Source organism: Azoarcus olearius (assembly GCF_001682385.1).
GTDB classification, from domain to species: domain Bacteria; phylum Pseudomonadota; class Gammaproteobacteria; order Burkholderiales; family Rhodocyclaceae; genus Azoarcus; species Azoarcus olearius.
Genome location: NZ_CP016210.1, coordinates 3,893,228 through 3,911,851 on the forward strand (window position 1 = coordinate 3,893,228; position 18,624 = coordinate 3,911,851).

An 18,624-nucleotide genomic window follows, 5' to 3' on the forward strand; every position below is an offset into this window, starting at 1 on the left:
CCGCGCGCCAGCGCAGCCCCGCGACAGCGGCACCTCAGGTGCCGCTTTTTTTTGGTCCGCGCTTTCGCCAGGGCGTTGGCGGGACCGACGCAGCGGCCCTTCGACGGCGGCTATTAATGCCAATATCATTGCTCCGGAATTCTCCTTTGTCATAAACTCTCGGCTTTCCCGATACGAGGAAGGCGATGAACGCAGACGACGTGCTCGGCGCGCTTCAGGCGAATGGCATCAGCCTCTTCGCCCAAGCCACCCGCCTGCTCGAACTCCACGTCGTCGGCGACACCCCGTTTCCCGTACACCTGCTGCTGCCCCAACGGCTCGACGGCCGCGAAGCGCTGTCCCGCTGCTATCGCTACGAACTCAGTTGCCTGTCGCCGGACGCTGCGATCGAACTGAAGACGCTGCTCGGGCGCCGCGTGGAAATCCGCCTGCGCCTTGCCGACGGCGCGGCCCGGCTGTTTTGCGGCGTGATCACCGAGGTGGAAGCGACCGGCGCCGACGGCGGCTTTGCGCGCTATCGGCTGGTGGTCGAACCCGCGTTGGCCATGCTCGCGCAGCGCTACAACAGCCGGGTATTCCAGGACAAGGACGTTGTCGAAATCATCGCCGCCGTGCTCGACGAACACAGCGCGGCCAACCCTGCCTGGGCGGGCTTCTCGCATCGCTCCGAGGTCATACGCCCGCTTTCCCGGCGCAGCTACTGCGTCCAGTACCGCGAATCCGATCTGGCATTCATCGAACGCCTCGCAGCAGAGGAAGGCCTTTCCTACCGCTTCAGCCACGGCAGCGGGGAACTATCGGTCAGCAGCAACGCGGCGGATGACGCCTGCGGACACCACACGCTGATCCTGTTCTGCGCCGACCACCCGCACCCGTGCAACCACACGCCGCATCTGCGCTTTCACCGGACCGCCGGCCCCGAGAGCGTCGATGCTGTCGACAAATGGCAGGCAGTGCGGCGCCTGCAGGCCGGCAGGACGAGCCTGCTCAGCTTCGACTACAAGCAGGCCGCCCCGCACGCCGCCACCGCCCATGGGCGCGCCAGCGGCGACGCTGGCGCGGACGGCGTCGCCAGCGCGCTCGAAGACTACGACCCCCAGACGCTCTACTACGCCGCCGGAATGCACGAAGCTGAGCGCTACGCCAGCCAGCACCAGAGCGCGCTCGACCGCGCCGGCAAGCACTTCGTCGGCGCGGGCAATGCTGCGGGGCTGGAGCCCGGCACCTGGTTCGAACTGCACGACCACCCGGCGCACGGCGGGGAGGCGGCAGAAGAACGGCAGTTCCTGGTCACCGAACTGAGCTTCGAAGCGTTCAACAACCTCGCCGCCGATGGAAACGCCGGGGTGCCGCCCTACCGCAATCACTTCCAGGCCATCCGCCGCCACGTGCCGGTGGTTCCCGCGTTCCGTCACTCACGCCACCAGCGCCCCACCTCGCCCGGCGCCACCACCGCCACCGTGGTCGGTCCGGCGAACGAGGAAATCCACACCGACGAACACGGCCGCATCCGCATCCAGTTCCACTGGCAGCGCCCCCAGGATCATCCGGACGGCGGCGCCGCCCTCGACGAACACGCCTCCACCTGGGTGCGCGTCGCGCTTCCCGGTGCGGGCGCGCAATGGGGTCACCAGTTCATCCCGCGCGTCGGCCAGGAAGTCGTCGTCAGCTTCCTGGAGGGCGATATGGACCGACCGCTCGTCACCGGCGTGGTGTACAACGGCCGCCACCCGCCGCCCACCTTCTCGGGTGCCGGGCAGTTGCCGGCAAACAAGACACTGTCCGGCATCCAGTCGCGGGAGTACCGCGGCCAGGGCTACAACGAGTTGCTGTTCGACGACAGCAGCGGGCAACTGCGCACCAAGCTGTCGTCCGAACACGCAAAGACGCAACTCAACCAAGGCTATCTCACCCACCCGCGCCAGCAAGGCAAGGCGGAGCCGCGAGGCGAAGGCTTCGAACTGCGCACCGATGCCGCGGGTGCCCTGCGGGCCGCACGCGGCCTGCTGCTGACCGCGTGGCAGCGCCTGAACGCAACCGACCGCCAGTTGTCGCGGGATGAAACCCTGGCACTGATGGAAGAAAGCCTCACGCTGTTCAAGCAGTTCGGCGATTACGCCGCCCGCCACCATGCGCTTCCGGCCGACAGCGAGGGCCACGCGACGCTGAACGAGGCGGTGCGCAACTGGGAAAGCGGCAGCAACACCGCGCCCGGCGCCGCGGCCACGGAAAAGGCCGGCATCATTGGCATCAGCGCCCCCGCCGGGCTGGCGCTGAATACCCCGCAATCAATCGCCGCGTATGCGGGACGCAACCTCGACTGCGTCGCGCAGCAGCACCTCCAGCTGACCGCCGGGCAGGGTTTCAACGTCAATGCCGGAAAGGGCATCTCGCTCTTCGCCCATGGTGACGGCCTGCGTGCGATCGCCCATCACGGAAAGCTGGAACTGCAGAGCCAGCACGGCGATACCGAGCTTGCCGCGGAGCAGAGCATCAAGCTCACCGCCAGCCAGGGACGCATCGTCGGCTTCGCGCAACAGGAGATCGTGCTCGCGGTCAGTGGCGGCGCAGGGCTGCGACTGCACGGCGGCGACATCGAGCTGGTCTGCCCCGGCGCCTTCAGCGTAAAGGCCGCGCGCCACAGCATGAGCGGCCCGGCATCCGTGGACACGGCGCTGCCCGCCTTCGGCGAGGGTGAACTCGGCCGCCGCTTCCGCCTGGTCCGCCCAACCGACGGCGGCGGCGTGGCCGACCTCCCCTACACCATCACGCTCGACGACGGCACCGTCATGCGTGGCACCACCAATGCGGAAGGCGAGACCGAATTGCTCGAAGGCGACCGCTTCCGCATCGCCCGCGTCGAATTCCACCGCGCCAATGCAGCAGGAACAGCGTCCTCATGAACACGTCCGACTTCATCGCCGTCCGCGAGGCGGTGTTGCAGCCCGACAAGGGCACCGCCACCTGCGTCGCGCAGTTGCCGCTGCCCGGCGTGATCATCCTGGTCCACGGTGTGAATTCCGACGGCGAGTGGTATGAGGCCACCGAACAGGGGCTGTGCGCCGGGCTCAACACCCGCCTTGGACGACGCGACGAGGACCTCGCGATCAAGGGCGTTGCCGGCGGACAGATGGTGCCGACGACATACGCGCCAGAGATTGATGAGAACGGTTTTCTCGATCGTCGCCGATCTTCCAAGACCTTTATCACCGCACAACCCAACCACTCCCCCGTAATCCGCTTCCGCTGGGGCTACAAGGCCAACAAGGATGAACTCGCCGAGTACGGCAGCGGAATCTGGCTCAACGAGCACAACTACTGGGGCGGCGGTCCGTTCGCCAACGGGTGTACCTCGCTCGGCGACCTGTGGGGTGCGGGTGTCAATGATCGGTTATTCCTCTGGTTCACCGTGCAACACCTCAACCCCGAGACGGGGCGCCAGGTGTATGCCTGTCCGCCGCGGCATTACTACGCCTTCGCCGCGCTGCGCCTGGCCGAACTGGTCCGCTCGATCCGGCAGAAGCAGGCCGATGTGCCGATCACGATCGTGTGCCACAGCCAGGGCAACATGGTGGGGCTGGCGGCGGCCTTCTACGGCGCCCGTATCGGCACCGTAACCGATAGCGAAGGCAAGAGTGCTCCAGCCATCGCCGACAACTATGTCCTCGCCAACGCGCCCTACAGCCTCGTCGAAAAGGGTATGGGTACCGACGACTGGGCCCAGCGCTACAGCGTCAACAGCAAAGGGCAGTGGGGACGACAAACGCGGAACGCCCGCGAACAGACGCTGGCGAACTTCTTCGCACTGATCCGCTCCCGCATCGGCAGCGACCAGCCAGAGGACGAAGTGCAGCGCGTGTGCGGCAACGGCGAGGCATATGACGTCGCGACGGACCGCAGCCTTCGATGCCGCAACGGCCGCGTCACCGTGTACTGCAACCCCCACGACCGTGTCATTTCCTCGCTGACCGTTCAGGGCATCGGCTGGCGCGGGATGAACGCCGAGGATTTCGAAACCACTCAGGCGCACGGAGTGCTCTTTCAGCGCGTGTGGGCGCAAGGCAATCCCGTGGGCGCGTCGGCGGATGGCGAATATCGCTACTGGGATGGCGAATCGGCGTTCTGGCACCCGCCGCCGCGCAAGGCGCGCTACAGCCTCAAGCAAGGAGTCGAGGCCGGGGCGAGCATCATCGGGAAGGTCATGACGGTGGTGTCCACGCCCCTGATATGGCTCATCGTGCTCGCAGTCCGCGCGTTCGACAAATCACCCCGTGTCAATGCAATGCCGGATCCGGAATGGCGGGTACCGGTCAACGCCCCCGTCCTGCCCGAACCGCACCTGCCGCAAGGCAGCCGCCTGGGTCAGCCGACCGCCTTCGACCAGGACGACGATCCCGATCACGACCGGTTAAGGCCCCGGTTGAATGACGGAGGCAGCGAACCAGACGATTCATACCAAGCCTACCGCCGAGATGCCACAGAAGTGACCGAGGCTGCGCCTCAGGCTGACGCCGACACCGAAGGCCGCCTCAAATACGAACATCGCGCCCGCCTGCGCATGAACGACCGCCGCCGCGGCGGCGACGGCGAAGGCGCCAACCAGGCACCGGGAGAGACGACCAAGCGCTGGGACGCCTGGGCCCGCAAAGAGATCAAGTCCTTCCTGGACCAAAGCCTGGACCAGCACGCCACCGACCACAGCACCATCATGACCTGCGCGGCGAACATAGAGAAGGTGCTCGCGTATGACGTTACCGTGGGGGTGAGTCGGCTTACGCAAAAGGACTGGAAAGACCTTCGTATAGCGGCAGATTGGCAGTTGCAGTTAGGGCTATCGGAGGACAGCGCTCATGCGGCATTTGGACTCTACTTCGACAAAGGCGTGTGGAACGACAACGGTGTCGAACGGCACCTGCACCACCATCCAGACTTCAATACTCATGCCAACCCAACGGCAATCCCGCCGGGGATCGTGGACGAACGTAGCCGCAGCCCGTCACCACCCAACGGCTACATCTAGCGCAGGCCGCTTCCTTGTCGAACCTAGCACAGCCGCTCCTCAAAAATCTCGGTACAAACTGCTCATGATGAACTGGTCTGAAATACCAACTCTCTTGCTGACGATTGGACTCCTGGTCGGGGGCGCCTACGGTTGTGCCACTCAGATCGAACATCGAAAGGAGGTCCGCGAAGCAGAGCTTCGCTCCCAACAAGAACGTGCTCTACAGGAAGCGCACGATCAAAAGCATCGCTTTGCAGCGCAAGTAGTCGGCCTGCAATGGCTGAACCCGCTCGTATGGAAGGACTACCCGACCGAGTGGAACGCGCTCTGGGCCCTCAGGCTCGCCAAACCCAACGAGGATGACGCTCAGGTCAGAAAGAATCCCGAGTTCTATGCCCAGGTCGGCCCGGTAGCAGGCATTGCCTTCAACATTTCGGGCAACCAGACTTTCCGGGGCTACTACAAGACATACGTCAACGTGCTCTACAGCAAGCTCTGGGAGCGCTACTTCATGAACAAGCACTACTTCTACTCGGTGGCACGCGGGCGCAGCCCCCGCCGCGAAGTGGGTGCCATCCGGGTCGAAACGGCGTTACCCAGTCGTCTGGATACCGCCGAAAGCGTGCGCTTCATGCAGGCCGAGATCACTTCGGCCTTCGGCACCAATGACCCCAAGTACTCGAGCACCAAACTCCCGCCCGATGTCCACCCGCACGTCGGCGGCCCCGCCGCCGGCTTCCGCTCGCTCGACGCCGCCCTCGACTATCTCCAAGCCCATCCCGAAAAAACCGTCTGGGTCGCCGCCTTCGACGCCCCGTCCTTTCCGCTTGACGAACAGCTCGATGAAACCGGTGCCCTTCTGATCCTCGCCCACCCAGACTACGCCACCGGGCGCGAACCGCTTGCCTGGCTCCACCGTCCGCAGCGCACCGAGATCGAGGAGGGCAAAGTGGTATCGGCCTGGAAAGCCAGCCTGGCGGATGCCGCTTCGCGTGGGCAACTCGAGTCCGCGCAGATCGATTACGTGATCCACGACGCCGGCAGTGGCGACGATGCTGCTGCACGGCGCCTCGGGCCGCTGGCCCAGGCAATGACGGAGACCTTCCCCGAGCGCGACATCGCCGCCCACAGCTTCAACACCGCCGCGCTGCTCGGCGACCTCAACGCCGGCACTGCCGCCACCAACCTCGTGCTCGCCATCGCCTACGCCCACCACCGCAACACCCCGGTCGTGGTCGCCGGCACCCGCGAAACCCTGAACGGAGAACGGGACGGCGACAGCCCCGCGGTCACGACCGTGTTGGTGCGGCCACCCGCCCATCCCACGCCGTTCGATCCGGAGCGCAAGTGGTTCCGTGCCTCCGGACATGGCAATGCCTACCTGCCCTGGTGGGGACGCCGTCATGGGGTGGAGCCGCCCAACCTGCAGGGGTGGTCCGATTGAACACATCTCATCGGCCTTACAACACAGGCAAATGGGGCCTGCGCGCGGTTTTGCTCGCGTGGCTGGCGGCACTAGGCGCCGGGTGCGCGGGCTTGCCCGATCCCGCCGCTGCACGGAAACCCGCAGAAGAACACCGGCACTTCGCTGCCCAGGTGGTCGGTCTCCAATGGCTGAACCCACTTGTCTGGAAGGACTATCCGACCGAGTGGAACACGCTCTGGGCCTTGGGGCTGGTCAAGCCCAACAGCGACGACGCCCAAGTCAGGAAGCATCCGGAACTCTACTCGCAGGTTCGTCCTGTTGCCGGCATTGCCTTCAACCTCTCCGGCAGGGAGACCTGGACCGGCTACTACGACACCTATGTCCGAAAGCTGTTCGGCAAGTTCTGGGAGCGCTATTTCATGAACAAGCATTACTTCTACTCGGTAGCGCGCGGGCGCAGCCCCCGTCGTGAAGTTTCCGGGATGCGCATCGAATTCGCCCTTCCGCCACAGCTCGACACGAAAGAAGGAACCGACCTCGCTCGCGACCACTTTGTCGGCTACTTCGGCACCGATGATCCCAAGTACTCCAGCACGCTACAGCCGGCTGACATCATTGCGCACGTCGGGGGCCCCGCCGCCGGCTTCCGCTCGCTCGACGCCGCCCTCGACTATCTCCAAGCCCATCCCGACAAGACCGTCTGGGTCGCCGCCTTCGATGCTCCGTCCTTTCCGCTTGACGAACAACTCGACGAAACCGGTGCGCTGCTGATTCTCGCCCATCCGGATTACGCTACCGGACGCGAACCGCTTGCCTGGCTTCACCGCCCGCAGCGCACCGCGATCGAGGACGGCAAAGCAGTGTCAGCATGGAAGACCGGATTCGCGGATGCGGCCGCCCGCGGACGGATTGAGCCCGCCCAGATCGGCTACGTGATCCACGACGCCGGCAGTGGCGACGATGCTGCTGCACGGCGCCTCGGGCCGCTGGCCCAGGCAATGACGGAGACCTTCCCCGAGCGCGACATCGCCGCCCACAGCTTCAACACCGCCGCGCTGCTCGGCGACCTCAACGCCGGCACCGCTGCCACCAACCTCGTGCTCGCCATCGCCTACTCCCACCACCGCAACACCCCGGTCGTGGTCGCCGGTACCCGCGAAACCCTCAACGGAGAACGGGACGGCGACAGCCCCGCGGTCACGACCGTGTTGGTGCGGCCACCCGCCCATCCCACGCCGTTCGATCCGGATCGCAAGTGGTTCCGTGCCTCTGGACACGGCAACGCTTACCTGCCGTGGTGGGGACGCCGTCATGGGGTGGAGCCGCCCAACCTGCAGGGGTGGTCCGATTGAAGGCGTCTCATCGGCCTCACAACGCAGGCAAATGGGGCCTGCGCGCGGTCTTGCTCGCATGGCTGGCAGCGCTCGGCGCCGGGTGCGCGGGCTTGCCCGATCCCGCCGCTGCACGGAAACCCGCAGAAGAACACCGGCACTTCGCTGCCCAGGTGGTCGGTTTGCAATGGCTTAACCCACTGGCGTGGATGGACTACCCGACGGAGTGGAACACGCTCTGGACCCTCGGCCTTGCCAAGCCCAATAAGGACGACGCTCAGGTCCGGAAGAACCCGGAGTTGTACTCGCAGGTACTGCCCGTCGCAGGAATTGCGTTTAACCTCTCCGGCAACCAGACGCTCACCGGCTACTACGAGGTCTATGTCATAGACCTGTTTGGCAAGCTCTGGGAGCGCTACTTCATGAACAAGCACTACTTCTACTCGGTGGCGCGGGGGCGCAGCCCCCGCCGCGAAGTGGGTGCCATCCGGGTCGAAACGGCGTTACCCAGTCGTCTGGATACCGCCGAAAGCGTGCGCTTCATGCAGGCCGAGATCACATCGGCCTTCGGCACCAATGACCCCAAGTACTCGAGCACCAAACTCCCGCCCGACGTCCGCCCGCACGTGGGTGGCCCCGCCGCCGGCTTCCGCTCGCTCGACGCCGCCCTGGATTACCTCGAAACCCATCCCGACAAGACCGTCTGGGTCGCCGCCTTCGATGCCCCCAGCTTTCCAAAGTACAAGCAGTTGGACGAAACTGGTGCGCTGCTGATTCTCGCCCATCCGGACTACCCCGCCGGACGCGAACCGCTTGCCTGGCTCCATCGCCCGCAACGCACCGAAATCGAGGACGGCAAAGCAGTGTCAGCATGGAAGACCGGATTCGCGGATGCGGCCGCCCGCGGGCGGATTGAGCCGGCCCAGATCGGCTACGTGATCCACGACGCCGGCAGCGGCGACGATGCCGCTGCACGGCGCCTCGGGCCGCTGGCCCAGGCAATGACGGAGACCTTCCCCGAGCGCGACATCGCCGCTCACAGCTTCAACACCGCCGCGCTGCTCGGCGATCTCAACGCCGGCACCGCCGCCACCAACCTCGTGCTCGCCATCGCCTACGCTCACCACCGCAACACCCCGGTCGTCGTCGCCGGCACCCGCGAAACCCTTAACGGAGAACGGGACGGCGACGCCCCCGCGGTCACGACGGTCCTGGTGCGCCCCCCCGCCCATCCCACGCCGTTCGATCCGGAGCGCAAGTGGTTCCGTGCCTCTGGACACGGCAACGCCTACCTGCCCTGGTGGGGACGCCGTCATGGGGTGGAGCCACCCAACCTGCAGGGGTGGTCGGATTAAAGCGCAGGGATGCGGTACGGCGACCACCCCGCGGCAGAGGAACAGCGCGCCGAACGGCGCCTTGTGACAGGGACGCCCACGCTTCGCCGCGACGGGGCGGTGCGGTTACACGCGTGGGCCGGCGGAAAGATTCAGGCGTTCGCTGTGTTGCGGTGTTTTTCCTTGACCATGCGGTCGAGCAAATCCACCACCTGATCGCTCGCCTTCTCGGCCTGCTGGAAGGCAGCGAAGATGCTGTCCTGCACTTTGGGGCTACCCTCCCAGCCCTGCGCCATCAACCCCACCGCCTCAGCCACCTTGCGGTGCACCGTGGCATGGGGTTCGGCCAACCGGCGGAATGCGTCCAGCCCGGCAAAGCTGGCGCTCGCCGGCGAAGTAAGCCAGGCGCCGAAGCGGCATTCGTGTTCGCCCTCGCGCGCGGCCTGGGCTTCGGCCGAGGCAACGCCGAGGTCCAGCGTCAGGTAGGCGTTCTGCTTGAAGACGAAGTGATCCACCTTGGCCAGCGAGGTGAAGCTGACGTCGTGCACGTAGTCGATCCGCGCCAGCGACTGACGGGCAGAATCGGCAAACGCGCTGAAAGCGCGCTCCAGTTCGGCCACGCTCGCCAGCGAAGCGGTCGCCATTGTCTTCATCTCGCTGGCGTCCTGCAGCATGTTGCCGGCCTCCTCGCGCAGCGCACCCATCACGCCGCCGATCTCGGACGACGCGCGGATCGTGTTCTCCGCCAGCTTGCGGACTTCGTCGGCCACCACCGCGAAACCGCGGCCGTGCTCACCGGCGCGCGCGGCCTCGATCGCGGCATTCAGCGCCAGCAGGTTGGTCTGGTCGGCGATGCTCTTGATCAGCTCGACCGAATGGGTGATCTCGCCGCTCTTGGCGTTGAGTGCCTCGATCTCGCCCGACACCCGCTCCACCTTGTGCGCGATGCTGCCCAGATCCTGCGCCACCTGATGCATGGATTCGCGGCTGGAGTCGGCCTCGTTGGCGGTCTGCGCGGCCAGCCGCTCCAGTTCCTCGGTGGCGGCGACGACGTTGATCATGTCCTGCTGGTTGGTGCGCATGTTCTGCAGCAGCGTCACCGAGTTGAGCTGGCCGGTGCGGGACAGCAATGCATTGCGGCGATCCTCGCGCCAGGTGTGGGCCATGGATTCGAACGACTGGTTCGCGCCCTCCAGCGCCACCCGGAACACGCCATGCAGGCCCACCGGCTGGGCGCGGCGGAAGAACTTGCCCTCGCCGGCATAGGCCAGCGCGGTGCGTTGCTCGCGGAAGCAGGTTTCGAGCTGGTCGAGCATGTCATTGACGTCCCAGCACACCTGGCCGAGTTCATCGACGCGGTCGATGCCGGTGATGCGGTCGCCCACGTGGCCGGCGGCGATCAGCCGGGCGACACGCGAAATCTCGTTGAGCGGACGCAGCGTGGTTTCAACGTGCCGCATGTAGAGATGGCTGGTGCCGAAGCCCACGCCGAGCAGCAGCCCCACCCACACCAGATCGCGGATCTGCCAGCCGTACAGTGCCAGGGTGGTGATCCCGCCGACCAGCAGCAGCACGTTGAGCAGCAGGATCTGGTTGCGCGCCTTAGAAAGAAAGGACGAATTCTTCATAGCTCGTGCCCTTGCTGTTCAACACACTGGTCAGCAGCGCCAGCGACGCATCCACCGCGTCGCGGGCACCGGCCCGTTGCTCCGCCGCGAGCATTTCGCGGTACACGTCGCTGAATACCTTCACCGCGTCGGCAGGGGGTTTGCGCCGCACCGAGAAGTACCCTTCGACGCGCCCGTTCTGGTCATAGGACGGGGTGACGTTGGCAAACACCCAGTAGTGGCCGCCATCGCGCGACATGTTCTTCACGTAGGCAAAGCACTCGCGCTCCGCCTGCAGGCAATCCCACAGGTACTTGAACACGCCGCGCGGCATGTCCGGGTGGCGGATGATGTTGTGCGGCGCCCCCAGCAGCTCGTGCTCCGTGTAGCCGGAGAACTCGATGAAGATCCGGTTGCAGTAGGTGATGCGGCCCTTCAGGTCGGTCTTGGAGACGATGAAATCGCTCTCCCGCATCAGTCGTTCGACACCTGTCGGTGTCACCTTGTACTTCGCCACGCTGTTCTCCTCACCCTGTTCCCTTTGCGGGAATTCTCGGCACTGTTTTCAGGAACTTGAGCCGTCCTTCTCGCGCCGCGCGCTGCCGGCCACCATGCGGTACTCGTACAGGCGGCATTCCAGCGCGCCATTGAACAGCGGCGTGCGCCGGCTTGCCTTGAGCCCGATCAGCTTCGGCAGCGCCACGTCCGCGCTGAAGAAGTGGCAGCGCCAGCCGGCCCAGTTGCGCTTGAGGGCGTCGCCCAGCCGCGGATAAAGCGCCGCCAGCTCCTCGGCCTCGCCGATCCGCACCCCGTACGGCGGGTTGGTGACCATGACGCCGGCAGCGGCGGGGGCGACGCGTTCGAGCAGGTCGGCGCGCTCCAGCGTCACGCACTCGGCAAGGCCCGCCGCTTCCAGATTGCTGCGGCTGCGGCGCACCTGGTCGGCAACGATGTCGGAGCCGTACACCGCCAGCGGCCGCGCGGGCTGACGGCGGTTCTCGGCCGCCTTGCGCAGCGCCGCCCACGCGGCCCGGTCGAGATGCTTGAAGCGCTCGAAGGCGAAGCGCCGGCCCAGCCCGGGCGCGATGTCCAGCGCCATCTGGGCGGCTTCGAGCAGGAAGGTGCCGCTGCCGCACATCGGATCGGCAAAGGCTTCATCAGGCCGCCAGCCCGACAGCAGCAGGATGCCGGCGGCCAGGTTCTCCTTCAGCGGCGCCTCCACCGCGGCCGGCTTGAAACCGCGCTTGTAGAGCGGTTCGCCGGAGGTATCGATGTAGAGCGTGGCGGTGTCGGCGGTCAGGAAGGCATGGATGCGCACCGCGGGATTGGCGGTATCCACGCTCGGCCGCTTGCCGGCCACGGTGCGGAAGTGGTCGCACACCGCGTCCTTGATCCGCAGCGTGATGAACTCCAGGCTTTTCAGCGGCGACTTCTGCGCGGTGACGAACACCCGGATGGTGTCGTCGGGCGTAAACCACTTCGCCCAGGTGACGCTGTAGGCCAGCTTGTAGATATCCACCTCGGCGCGATAGCGGCCGCTGCCCACCCGCCACAGCACCCGCGTCGCCAGCCGGCTTTCGAGATTGGCGCGGTAGCAGGCCTGCCAGTCGCCCGACCAGCTGACGCCGCCGTGGACGGCCTCGGCCGTGGCCGCGCCGAGTGCGCGCAACTCGTCGGCCAGCAACGCTTCGAGACCGCGCGGACAGGGGGAAAAAAACGTTTCGGCCATAGGAGACTCCGCAGACAACCGGATTGGGCGCGGTCTCCTCGCGGAAGACGGCGACACGGGGCGCCACCGCGGCGCAGCGCCGGGAGCGGGGCGAAAAACGGCGCATTGTACTGTGCCGGCCGCACCCGCCCTATCCCGTAAACGCAGTCCGGCAGGCGGCGATGAAAAAGCCCCGCGCGGCGGGAGCCGGGCGGGGCGGGCGGGAGATCCGGGCCGGGGAGGGAGTGAGGGGTGGTCCGGACCCCGGCAAAAACTACTTGTGTGCCTTCGCCTTCCAGGCGGCGGCGACACGGTCCTGTGCGGCGGCGAGCTGCTCGGCGGCCACCTTGGCGGCCTCGTCGGCCTTCAGCTTGGCCTCGGCCGCCTTGACCTTGGCCTCTTCGGATGGCTCCGGCAGCTTGGCTTGCGCGCCGAGGGCCAGACCCAGGGCCAGCGCCGCCAGGCCGGCGCGAACGATGGATTTCATACACGTGCTCCTGAAACGGAATCCTGCGGATGACCGGACTTGCCGGCCTTGACGTCGTCGTACCAGTACTCGTGGTGCTCCCGGGCCCAGGTCTCGTCCACATAGCCGGTCTTCATCGACTGGTAGGCGCCTTCCACGCCGATCGTGCCCATGTAGATGTGGCCGAACGAGGCAGCCAGCAGCACCAGCGCGCCGATCGCGTGCACCAGGTTGGCGATGTGCATGTCGGAGCGCGTCCACCCCAGGTTGGGGAAGTCCATGAACAGGCCGGAGATGGTCACGGTGAGGCCGAGGAAGGTGACGCCGAACCAGAACCAGGTCTTCTCGCCGAAGTTGAAGCGGCTCGAAGGCACATGGTCGCCACCCAGCAGGCCGCCCGCCTTGCGGATCCAGATCGCGTCGCAGGCCTGCCACACGTTGTCGCGCAGGAAGGTGCCGATCATGATCAGCACGAACACGCCGAACACCGGGCCCACGTAGTTGTGCACCAGCTTGCCCAGCGTCAGCACCCACGACAGGAACGCGTGGCCGAACACCGGCGCCAGCACGTACTTGCCGAACAGGATCGCAACGCCGGTCAGAGCCAGCAGCACGAAGGTGATGGCCGTGCCCCAGTGCGCGAAGCGTTCGAAGCCGGAGAAGCGCTTCATCAGCCGCCCGGTGGGCTTGTCGTGCAGCCGCATCGTGCCCTTCAGCTTCCAGAACAGCAGGATGGCGGTGGGCACCAGCAGCAGCGCCCAGCCGCCGATCTGGGTCACCGGCCCGTTACGCAGCGCGCGCCAGGTATTGCCTTCGCTCTGGATCAGCACGCCCGCTTCCGGCCCGCGCGCCAGCGTGAAGTGCGACTCGCCGGAGCGCACCTCGCGCCACACCGGGGCGTTGTTGAGCGGCTGCGCCTGTTGCTGCTGAACCTGGGCGGCCGCGTCGGCGGGGACTTCGACCGCGTGCGCGGGCACCAGCCCCACCAGCAAGGCGGCCAGCCAGCACAACGCGGCCAGCGCCAGGACACCGCCGCGACGCACATAGCTCGTCATCATGGCTGTCTCCTCACTGGGTGCGGTTGTATTCGTTCAGGTTGCGGCCGCGGTTCTTCACCGCCTTTTCCCACTCGGCCTTGTCACCCTTGAAGATGGGGTTGTCCCAGGGCTGGGCGTCGGCCTTGCCCTGGTACTTGCCCTGTTCGTAGGCCACCACCTGCGGGCGTTCGCCGCAGCCTGCCAGCACGACGGCCAGCACCGCGGCACACATTCCGGCGCGGACGGCATTCAGAGGACGCCTCATTTGCCGTCCCCCTTCTGATCGTTGCCGTAGGCGGTCATCCAGCCCCAGGCTTCCAGGCCCTTGCCACGGCGCACCACGCGGTCGCGGAAGATGTCGGACACCACCGCGGAATCGCCGGCGAGCAGGGCCTTGGTCGAGCACATCTCGGCACAGGCCGGCAGCTTGCCTTCGGCGAGCCGGTTGGAGCCGTACTTCTCGAACTCTTCCTTGGAGCCGGTCTCTTCGGGGCCGCCGGCGCAGAAGGTGCATTTGTCCATCTTGCCGCGCGCGCCGAACGCGGCCGGCCCGTTGGGGAACTGCGGCGCGCCGAACGGGCAGGCGAAGAAGCAGTAGCCGCAGCCGATGCACAGGTCCTTGTCGTGCAGCACCACGCCGCCTTCGGCCTTGTAGAAGCAGTCGGTCGGGCACACCGCCATGCAGGGCGCGTCCGAACAGTGCATGCAGGCCACCGAGATCGAGCGTTCGCCCGGCACGCCGTCGTTGATGGTGACCACGCGGCGGCGGTTCACGCCCCAGGGCACTTCGTTTTCGTTCTTGCAGGCGGTGACGCAGCCGTTGCACTCGATGCAGCGCTCGGCGTCACACAGGAATTTCATGCGTCCCATGGTTTCTCTCTTTACCTGTTCAGGCCTTGCTTACGCGGCACAGGGTGGTCTTGGTTTCCTGCATCATCGTCACCGAGTCGTAGCCGTAGGTGGTCGCGGTATTGACCGCCTCACCGCGCACGATCGGCGCGGCGCCTTCCGGGTAGTGCTCGAGCATGTCCTTGCCCTGCCACCAGCCGGAGAAGTGGAAAGGCAGGAACACGGTGCCGGCGCCGACGCGCTCGGTCACCTGCGCGCGCACCTTCAGCTTGGCCTTGGACGGGGTCTCGACCCAGATGTAGTCGCCGTTGCGGAAGCCGGCGTTGTTGGCGTCCTTCGGGTTCACCTCGGCGAACATCTCCTGCTGCAGTTCGGCCAGCCAGGGGTTGGAACGGGTTTCCTCGCCGCCGCCCTCGTACTCGACCAGACGGCCGGAAGTCATCACCAGCGGGTAGTCCCTGGAGATGTCCTTGACCTTGTCCTGCAGCGACTTGTACAGCGTGGGCAGACGCCAGAAGGCCATCCTGTCGGCGTGGGTCGGGTACTTCTCGACCAGATCCGGGCGCGGCGAATAGATCGGCTCGCGGTGCAGCGGCACCGGGTCGGGGAAGTTCCACACCACCGCGCGCGCCTTGGCGTTGCCGAAGGGGTGGCAGCCGTGGTTCTTCATCACCACGCGGATGATCCCGCCCGACAGGTCGGTCTTCCAGTTCTTGCCTTCGGCCGCCTTCTTTTCGTCCTCGGTCAGCTCATCCCACCAGCCGAGCTTCTTCATCAGCACGTGGTCGAACTCGGGGTAGCCCATCTGCAGGTCGGCACCCTTGGAGGCGGAGCCGTCCTCGGCGAGCAGCGACACGCCGTCCTTTTCCACGCCGAAGTTGGCGCGGAAGTTGCCGCCGCCGTCCATGACGTGCTTGGAGGTGTCGTACAGGTTGGGCGTGCCGGGGTGCTTCATCTCGGGGTTGCCGAAGCAGGGCCACGGCAGGCCGAAGTAGTCGCCGTCGCAGGGGCCGCCCACCGCCTTCAGCGTCTTCACGTCGAAGGTGTGCATGTTCTTCATGTGGGCCTGCAGGCGCTCCGGCGACTGGCCGGAATAGCCGATGGTCCAGGTGCCGCGGTTGATCTCGCGCAGCGTGTCCTCGATGTCCGGCTCTTCCCAGCCCTGCTTGTCCTTGGCGACCTTGATGTTCTTCACCAGTTGCTCGGCCCAGCCGAACTTCTTGGCGAAGGCGTACATGATGGTGTGGTCGGGCTTGGACTCGAACAGCGGCTCGATGACCTTCTCGCGCCACTGGATGGAGCGGTTGGAGGCGGTGCAGGAACCGTAGGTCTCGAACTGGGTGGCGGCCGGCAACAGATAGACGCCGTCCTTCCTCACCATTGCCGCCATCGCCGCGGTGGCCGAGGGATAGGGGTCGATCACCACCAGGGTGTCGAGCTTCTTCATCGCCTCGACCATCTCGATGCCACGGGTCTGCGAGTTCGGCGCATGGCCCCAGTACACCACCGCGCGCAGGTTGGAATCCTGGTCGATCAGCTCGTTCTGTTCGAGCACGCCGTCGATCCAGCGCGACACGGTGATGCCGGATTTCTCCATCATCGCCTGCGAGGCGTAGCGGCCCTTGATCCACTCGTAATCCACGCCCCACACCGCCGCCCAGTGCTTCCAGGAGCCGGCGGCCAGCCCGTAGTAGCCCGGCAGCGAATCCGGGTTGGGGCCGACGTCGGTGGCGCCCTGCACGTTATCGTGGCCGCGGAAGATGTTGGTGCCGCCGCCGGAGACGCCGACGTTGCCCAGCACCAGTTGCAGGATGCACATTGCGCGCACGTTGGCGTTACCCACGGTGTGCTGCGTCTGGCCCATGCACCACACCACGGTCGAGGGCCGGTTCTTGGCCATGGTCTCGGCGACCTTGAACACCTGCTCCTCGGCAATGCCGGTGACCTCGGTGACCTTGTCCGGGGTCCATTTCATGACCTCTTCCTTGACCTTCTCGAGGCCGAAGACGCGGTCATGGATGTACTGCTTGTCTTCCCAGCCGTTCTTGAAGATGTGGTACAGCACGCCCCAGATGAAGGGGATGTCGGTACCCGAACGGATGCGCACGTAGTAGTCGGCCTTGGCCGCAGTGCGGGTGAAGCGCGGATCGACCACGACCATCTTCGCGCCGTTTTCCTTGGCGTGCAGGATGTGCAGCAGCGACACCGGGTGCGCTTCGGCGGCGTTGGAGCCGATGAAGAGCATCGCCTTGGCGTTCTGCATGTCGTTGTAGGAGTTGGTCATCGCGCCGTAACCCCAGGTGTTCGCGACGCCCGCCACCGTGGTGGAGTGGCAGATGCGTGCCTGGTGGTCGCAGTTGTTGGTGCCCCAGAAGGACACGAACTTGCGCAGCAGGTAGGCCTGCTCGTTGTTGTGCTTGGAGGAGCCGATCCAGTACACCGCGTCGGGGCCGGATTCCTCGCGGATCTTCAGCAGGCGGTCGCCCACTTCGTTGATCGCCTGTTCCCAGCTGATCTTCTGGTACTTGCCGTCGACCAGCTTCATCGGATACTTCAGGCGGTGCTCGCCGTGGCCGTGCTCGCGCACCGAGGCGCCCTTGGCGCAGTGCGAGCCGAGGTTGATCGGCGAATCGAACACCGCTTCCTGGCGCACCCAGACGCCGTTCTTCACCACCGCATCCACCGCGCAGCCCACCGAGCAGTGGGTACACACCGTGCGCTTCACTTCCTCGCCGCCCGCCAGGCGGTTGTCGGCGGAAGCCGCCGCTTCGGCGCTGCCGATCAGGTTGTAGGGCAGTTGCGCGGCGATCGCGCCGGCACCCACGCCGAGGCCGGAACGCTTGAGGAAGGTGCGGCGGTCCATCGTCTGCCCCAGGCTGCGGGCGGCGGAACTACGCAGGCGGCGGCCGCTGCCGGCGGCCGTCGAACTCTTCTTGGTCAGCATCGTGTCCTTCCTCTCAGATCCGCGCGGTGCGGTAGTAATTGCGCGCGTGCTCGCTGGCGCCCGCCTGCTTGTCGGTGGCGGCTTCCTTCACCGCCTGCTCGACAACCGGCGCCGCGCCGCCGCTGGCCACCGTGGCCACCGCCGCGGCACCGGCCGCGCCGCCCGCACCCAGCGACAGCAGGAAATGCCGCCGCGACAGCTTGGTCTTGTTTTCGCTCATGTCCTTGTTCTCCCGCCTATTCCAGATCATCCGGCCGCAGTCGGCGCGCTCCGCGCGCCGGCGCGGCCTACACCATGTCGAACGCCTGGCGCTCGATGTCGAAGAAGGCGCGCAGCAAGCTGCCCGCCCTTGCATAGAAATCCGCCCCCGGGGCCGCCGCCACCGCATCGACGAAGCGCTCGTACCAGGGCGCCAGGTGGCGATGGAAGAAGTGCTGCTGGCGCGCCAGCCCCGCCTCGTCCGGCCCGGTGAGCACCAGGTGGCGCATCACCTCGGCGAGCGCGGCGATGTGGTCCTCGGTTTCCGCCACCCCGCCGCGGCGGCCCAGGCCAAGCTCGGCGAGGTCGTCGCGCAGTTCGGCGAGCGGTTCTTCCTGCAGGAAGCCGGTCAGGTACCAGGAGGCGTTGGCGATCACTACCGGCTTGGAGACGCTGACGAAGAGCGCGGCGAACTCGTCGCCCACCGCGGCGGCGTCCAGCCGGCCGGCCGCCTCGCCGAGCGCGGCCCAGGCCTGCGGAAACGCGCCGTCGCCAGCACCGAGACTGCGCGCCGACTGCACGATCGCGCCCAGCAGCGCGGCATCGGCCGGCGCGTAGAACAGGCGCGCGAGCAGCGCGTAGTGGTCGGCGCGGGCGCGGTCTTCCTCGCTCCAGGTCGGCAGGGATTGCAATTGGGTCATCGGGGCATTCATGCGCTGGCC

At 66.4% G+C, this 18,624-nt stretch carries 15 protein-coding genes; 5 read left to right on the forward strand and 10 right to left on the reverse strand.

Annotated elements, in window-relative coordinates:
• Positions 1–185: 185 nt before the first annotated feature.
• The 5 genes from dqs_RS17815 (at position 186) to dqs_RS17835 (ending at position 9,114) form a co-directional block, all read left to right on the forward strand.
• Positions 186–2,903: a type VI secretion system Vgr family protein gene (locus dqs_RS17815; RefSeq protein WP_065341296.1), complete on the forward strand. Its 2,718-nt coding sequence runs from the start codon at positions 186–188 to the stop codon at positions 2,901–2,903.
• Positions 2,900–5,020 (forward strand): T6SS effector phospholipase Tle3 domain-containing protein, encoded by a 2,121-nt coding sequence (locus dqs_RS17820; protein WP_065341297.1) that lies wholly within the window; start codon positions 2,900–2,902, stop codon positions 5,018–5,020. The genes dqs_RS17815 and dqs_RS17820 overlap by 4 nt, the downstream gene beginning before the upstream one ends.
• A 64-nt stretch (positions 5,021–5,084) precedes the next feature.
• On the forward strand, positions 5,085–6,446 hold the full coding sequence (locus dqs_RS17825) for a hypothetical protein (protein WP_084018654.1): 1,362 nt from the start codon (positions 5,085–5,087) through the stop codon (positions 6,444–6,446).
• Positions 6,447–6,538: 92 nt separating this feature from the next.
• Positions 6,539–7,780, forward strand: coding sequence for a hypothetical protein (locus dqs_RS17830; protein WP_065341299.1), 1,242 nt, complete (start codon positions 6,539–6,541; stop codon positions 7,778–7,780).
• A 152-nt stretch (positions 7,781–7,932) separates the two neighbouring features.
• The gene (locus dqs_RS17835; protein ID WP_236778770.1) at positions 7,933–9,114 is read left to right on the forward strand and encodes a hypothetical protein; all 1,182 of its coding nucleotides are present in this window, start codon (positions 7,933–7,935) and stop codon (positions 9,112–9,114) included.
• Between the two features lie 131 nt (positions 9,115–9,245).
• Here the strand turns inward: dqs_RS17835 and dqs_RS21340 are convergent, their stop codons facing one another.
• The 10 genes from dqs_RS21340 to dqs_RS17885 form a co-directional block, all read right to left on the reverse strand.
• Positions 9,246–10,721: a methyl-accepting chemotaxis protein gene (locus dqs_RS21340; protein WP_011767197.1), complete on the reverse strand. Its 1,476-nt coding sequence runs from the start codon at positions 10,719–10,721 to the stop codon at positions 9,246–9,248.
• Positions 10,696–11,217 (reverse strand): PAS domain-containing protein, encoded by a 522-nt coding sequence (locus dqs_RS17845; protein WP_011767198.1) that lies wholly within the window; start codon positions 11,215–11,217, stop codon positions 10,696–10,698. The genes dqs_RS21340 and dqs_RS17845 overlap by 26 nt, the downstream gene beginning before the upstream one ends.
• A gap of 48 nt (positions 11,218–11,265) precedes the next feature.
• A complete protein-coding gene (locus tag dqs_RS17850; RefSeq protein WP_011767199.1) occupies positions 11,266–12,429 on the reverse strand; it encodes a THUMP domain-containing class I SAM-dependent RNA methyltransferase in 1,164 nt (387 codons plus the stop codon).
• Between the two features lie 253 nt (positions 12,430–12,682).
• Positions 12,683–12,895 carry a hypothetical protein gene (locus tag dqs_RS21040; protein WP_221405613.1) on the reverse strand — a complete coding sequence of 71 codons (213 nt, stop codon included), beginning with the start codon at positions 12,893–12,895 and terminating at the stop codon, positions 12,683–12,685.
• A complete protein-coding gene (locus tag dqs_RS17860) occupies positions 12,892–13,929 on the reverse strand; it encodes a formate dehydrogenase subunit gamma (protein WP_041643979.1) in 1,038 nt (345 codons plus the stop codon). Before dqs_RS17860 ends, dqs_RS21040 begins: the two co-directional genes overlap by 4 nt.
• Before the next feature lie 13 nt (positions 13,930–13,942).
• Positions 13,943–14,176, reverse strand: coding sequence for a hypothetical protein (locus dqs_RS17865; RefSeq protein WP_011767202.1), 234 nt, complete (start codon positions 14,174–14,176; stop codon positions 13,943–13,945).
• Positions 14,173–14,781, reverse strand: coding sequence for a formate dehydrogenase FDH3 subunit beta (gene fdh3B / locus dqs_RS17870; protein WP_011767203.1), 609 nt, complete (start codon positions 14,779–14,781; stop codon positions 14,173–14,175). The genes dqs_RS17865 and fdh3B overlap by 4 nt, the downstream gene beginning before the upstream one ends.
• 19 nt (positions 14,782–14,800) lie before the next feature.
• Positions 14,801–17,704, reverse strand: a complete 2,904-nt coding sequence (locus tag dqs_RS17875; RefSeq protein WP_065341301.1) for a formate dehydrogenase subunit alpha — start codon at positions 17,702–17,704, stop codon at positions 14,801–14,803.
• Between the two features lie 13 nt (positions 17,705–17,717).
• Positions 17,718–17,924, reverse strand: a complete 207-nt coding sequence (locus dqs_RS17880; protein ID WP_041642822.1) for a hypothetical protein — start codon at positions 17,922–17,924, stop codon at positions 17,718–17,720.
• Between the two features lie 67 nt (positions 17,925–17,991).
• Positions 17,992–18,615, reverse strand: a complete 624-nt coding sequence (locus dqs_RS17885; protein ID WP_011767206.1) for a TorD/DmsD family molecular chaperone — start codon at positions 18,613–18,615, stop codon at positions 17,992–17,994.
• Positions 18,616–18,624 lie beyond the last annotated feature (9 nt).

What these genes read in the sequence shown, in the direction of transcription:
- dqs_RS17875 (WP_065341301.1), bottom strand. Translation starts at nt 17,704, where the DNA reads ATGCTGACCAAGAAGAGTTCGACGGCCGCCGGCAGCGGCCGCCGCCTG.
- dqs_RS17820 (WP_065341297.1), top strand. Translation starts at nt 2,900, where the DNA reads ATGAACACGTCCGACTTCATCGCCGTCCGCGAGGCGGTGTTGCAGCCC.
- dqs_RS17885 (WP_011767206.1), bottom strand. Translation starts at nt 18,615, where the DNA reads ATGAATGCCCCGATGACCCAATTGCAATCCCTGCCGACCTGGAGCGAG.
- fdh3B (WP_011767203.1), bottom strand. Translation starts at nt 14,781, where the DNA reads ATGGGACGCATGAAATTCCTGTGTGACGCCGAGCGCTGCATCGAGTGC.
- dqs_RS21040 (WP_221405613.1), bottom strand. Translation starts at nt 12,895, where the DNA reads ATGAAATCCATCGTTCGCGCCGGCCTGGCGGCGCTGGCCCTGGGTCTG.
- dqs_RS17880 (WP_041642822.1), bottom strand. Translation starts at nt 17,924, where the DNA reads ATGAGCGAAAACAAGACCAAGCTGTCGCGGCGGCATTTCCTGCTGTCG.
- dqs_RS17825 (WP_084018654.1), top strand. Translation starts at nt 5,085, where the DNA reads ATGATGAACTGGTCTGAAATACCAACTCTCTTGCTGACGATTGGACTC.
- dqs_RS17850 (WP_011767199.1), bottom strand. Translation starts at nt 12,429, where the DNA reads ATGGCCGAAACGTTTTTTTCCCCCTGTCCGCGCGGTCTCGAAGCGTTG.
- dqs_RS17865 (WP_011767202.1), bottom strand. Translation starts at nt 14,176, where the DNA reads ATGAGGCGTCCTCTGAATGCCGTCCGCGCCGGAATGTGTGCCGCGGTG.
- dqs_RS17860 (WP_041643979.1), bottom strand. Translation starts at nt 13,929, where the DNA reads ATGACGAGCTATGTGCGTCGCGGCGGTGTCCTGGCGCTGGCCGCGTTG.
- dqs_RS17815 (WP_065341296.1), top strand. Translation starts at nt 186, where the DNA reads ATGAACGCAGACGACGTGCTCGGCGCGCTTCAGGCGAATGGCATCAGC.
- dqs_RS21340 (WP_011767197.1), bottom strand. Translation starts at nt 10,721, where the DNA reads ATGAAGAATTCGTCCTTTCTTTCTAAGGCGCGCAACCAGATCCTGCTG.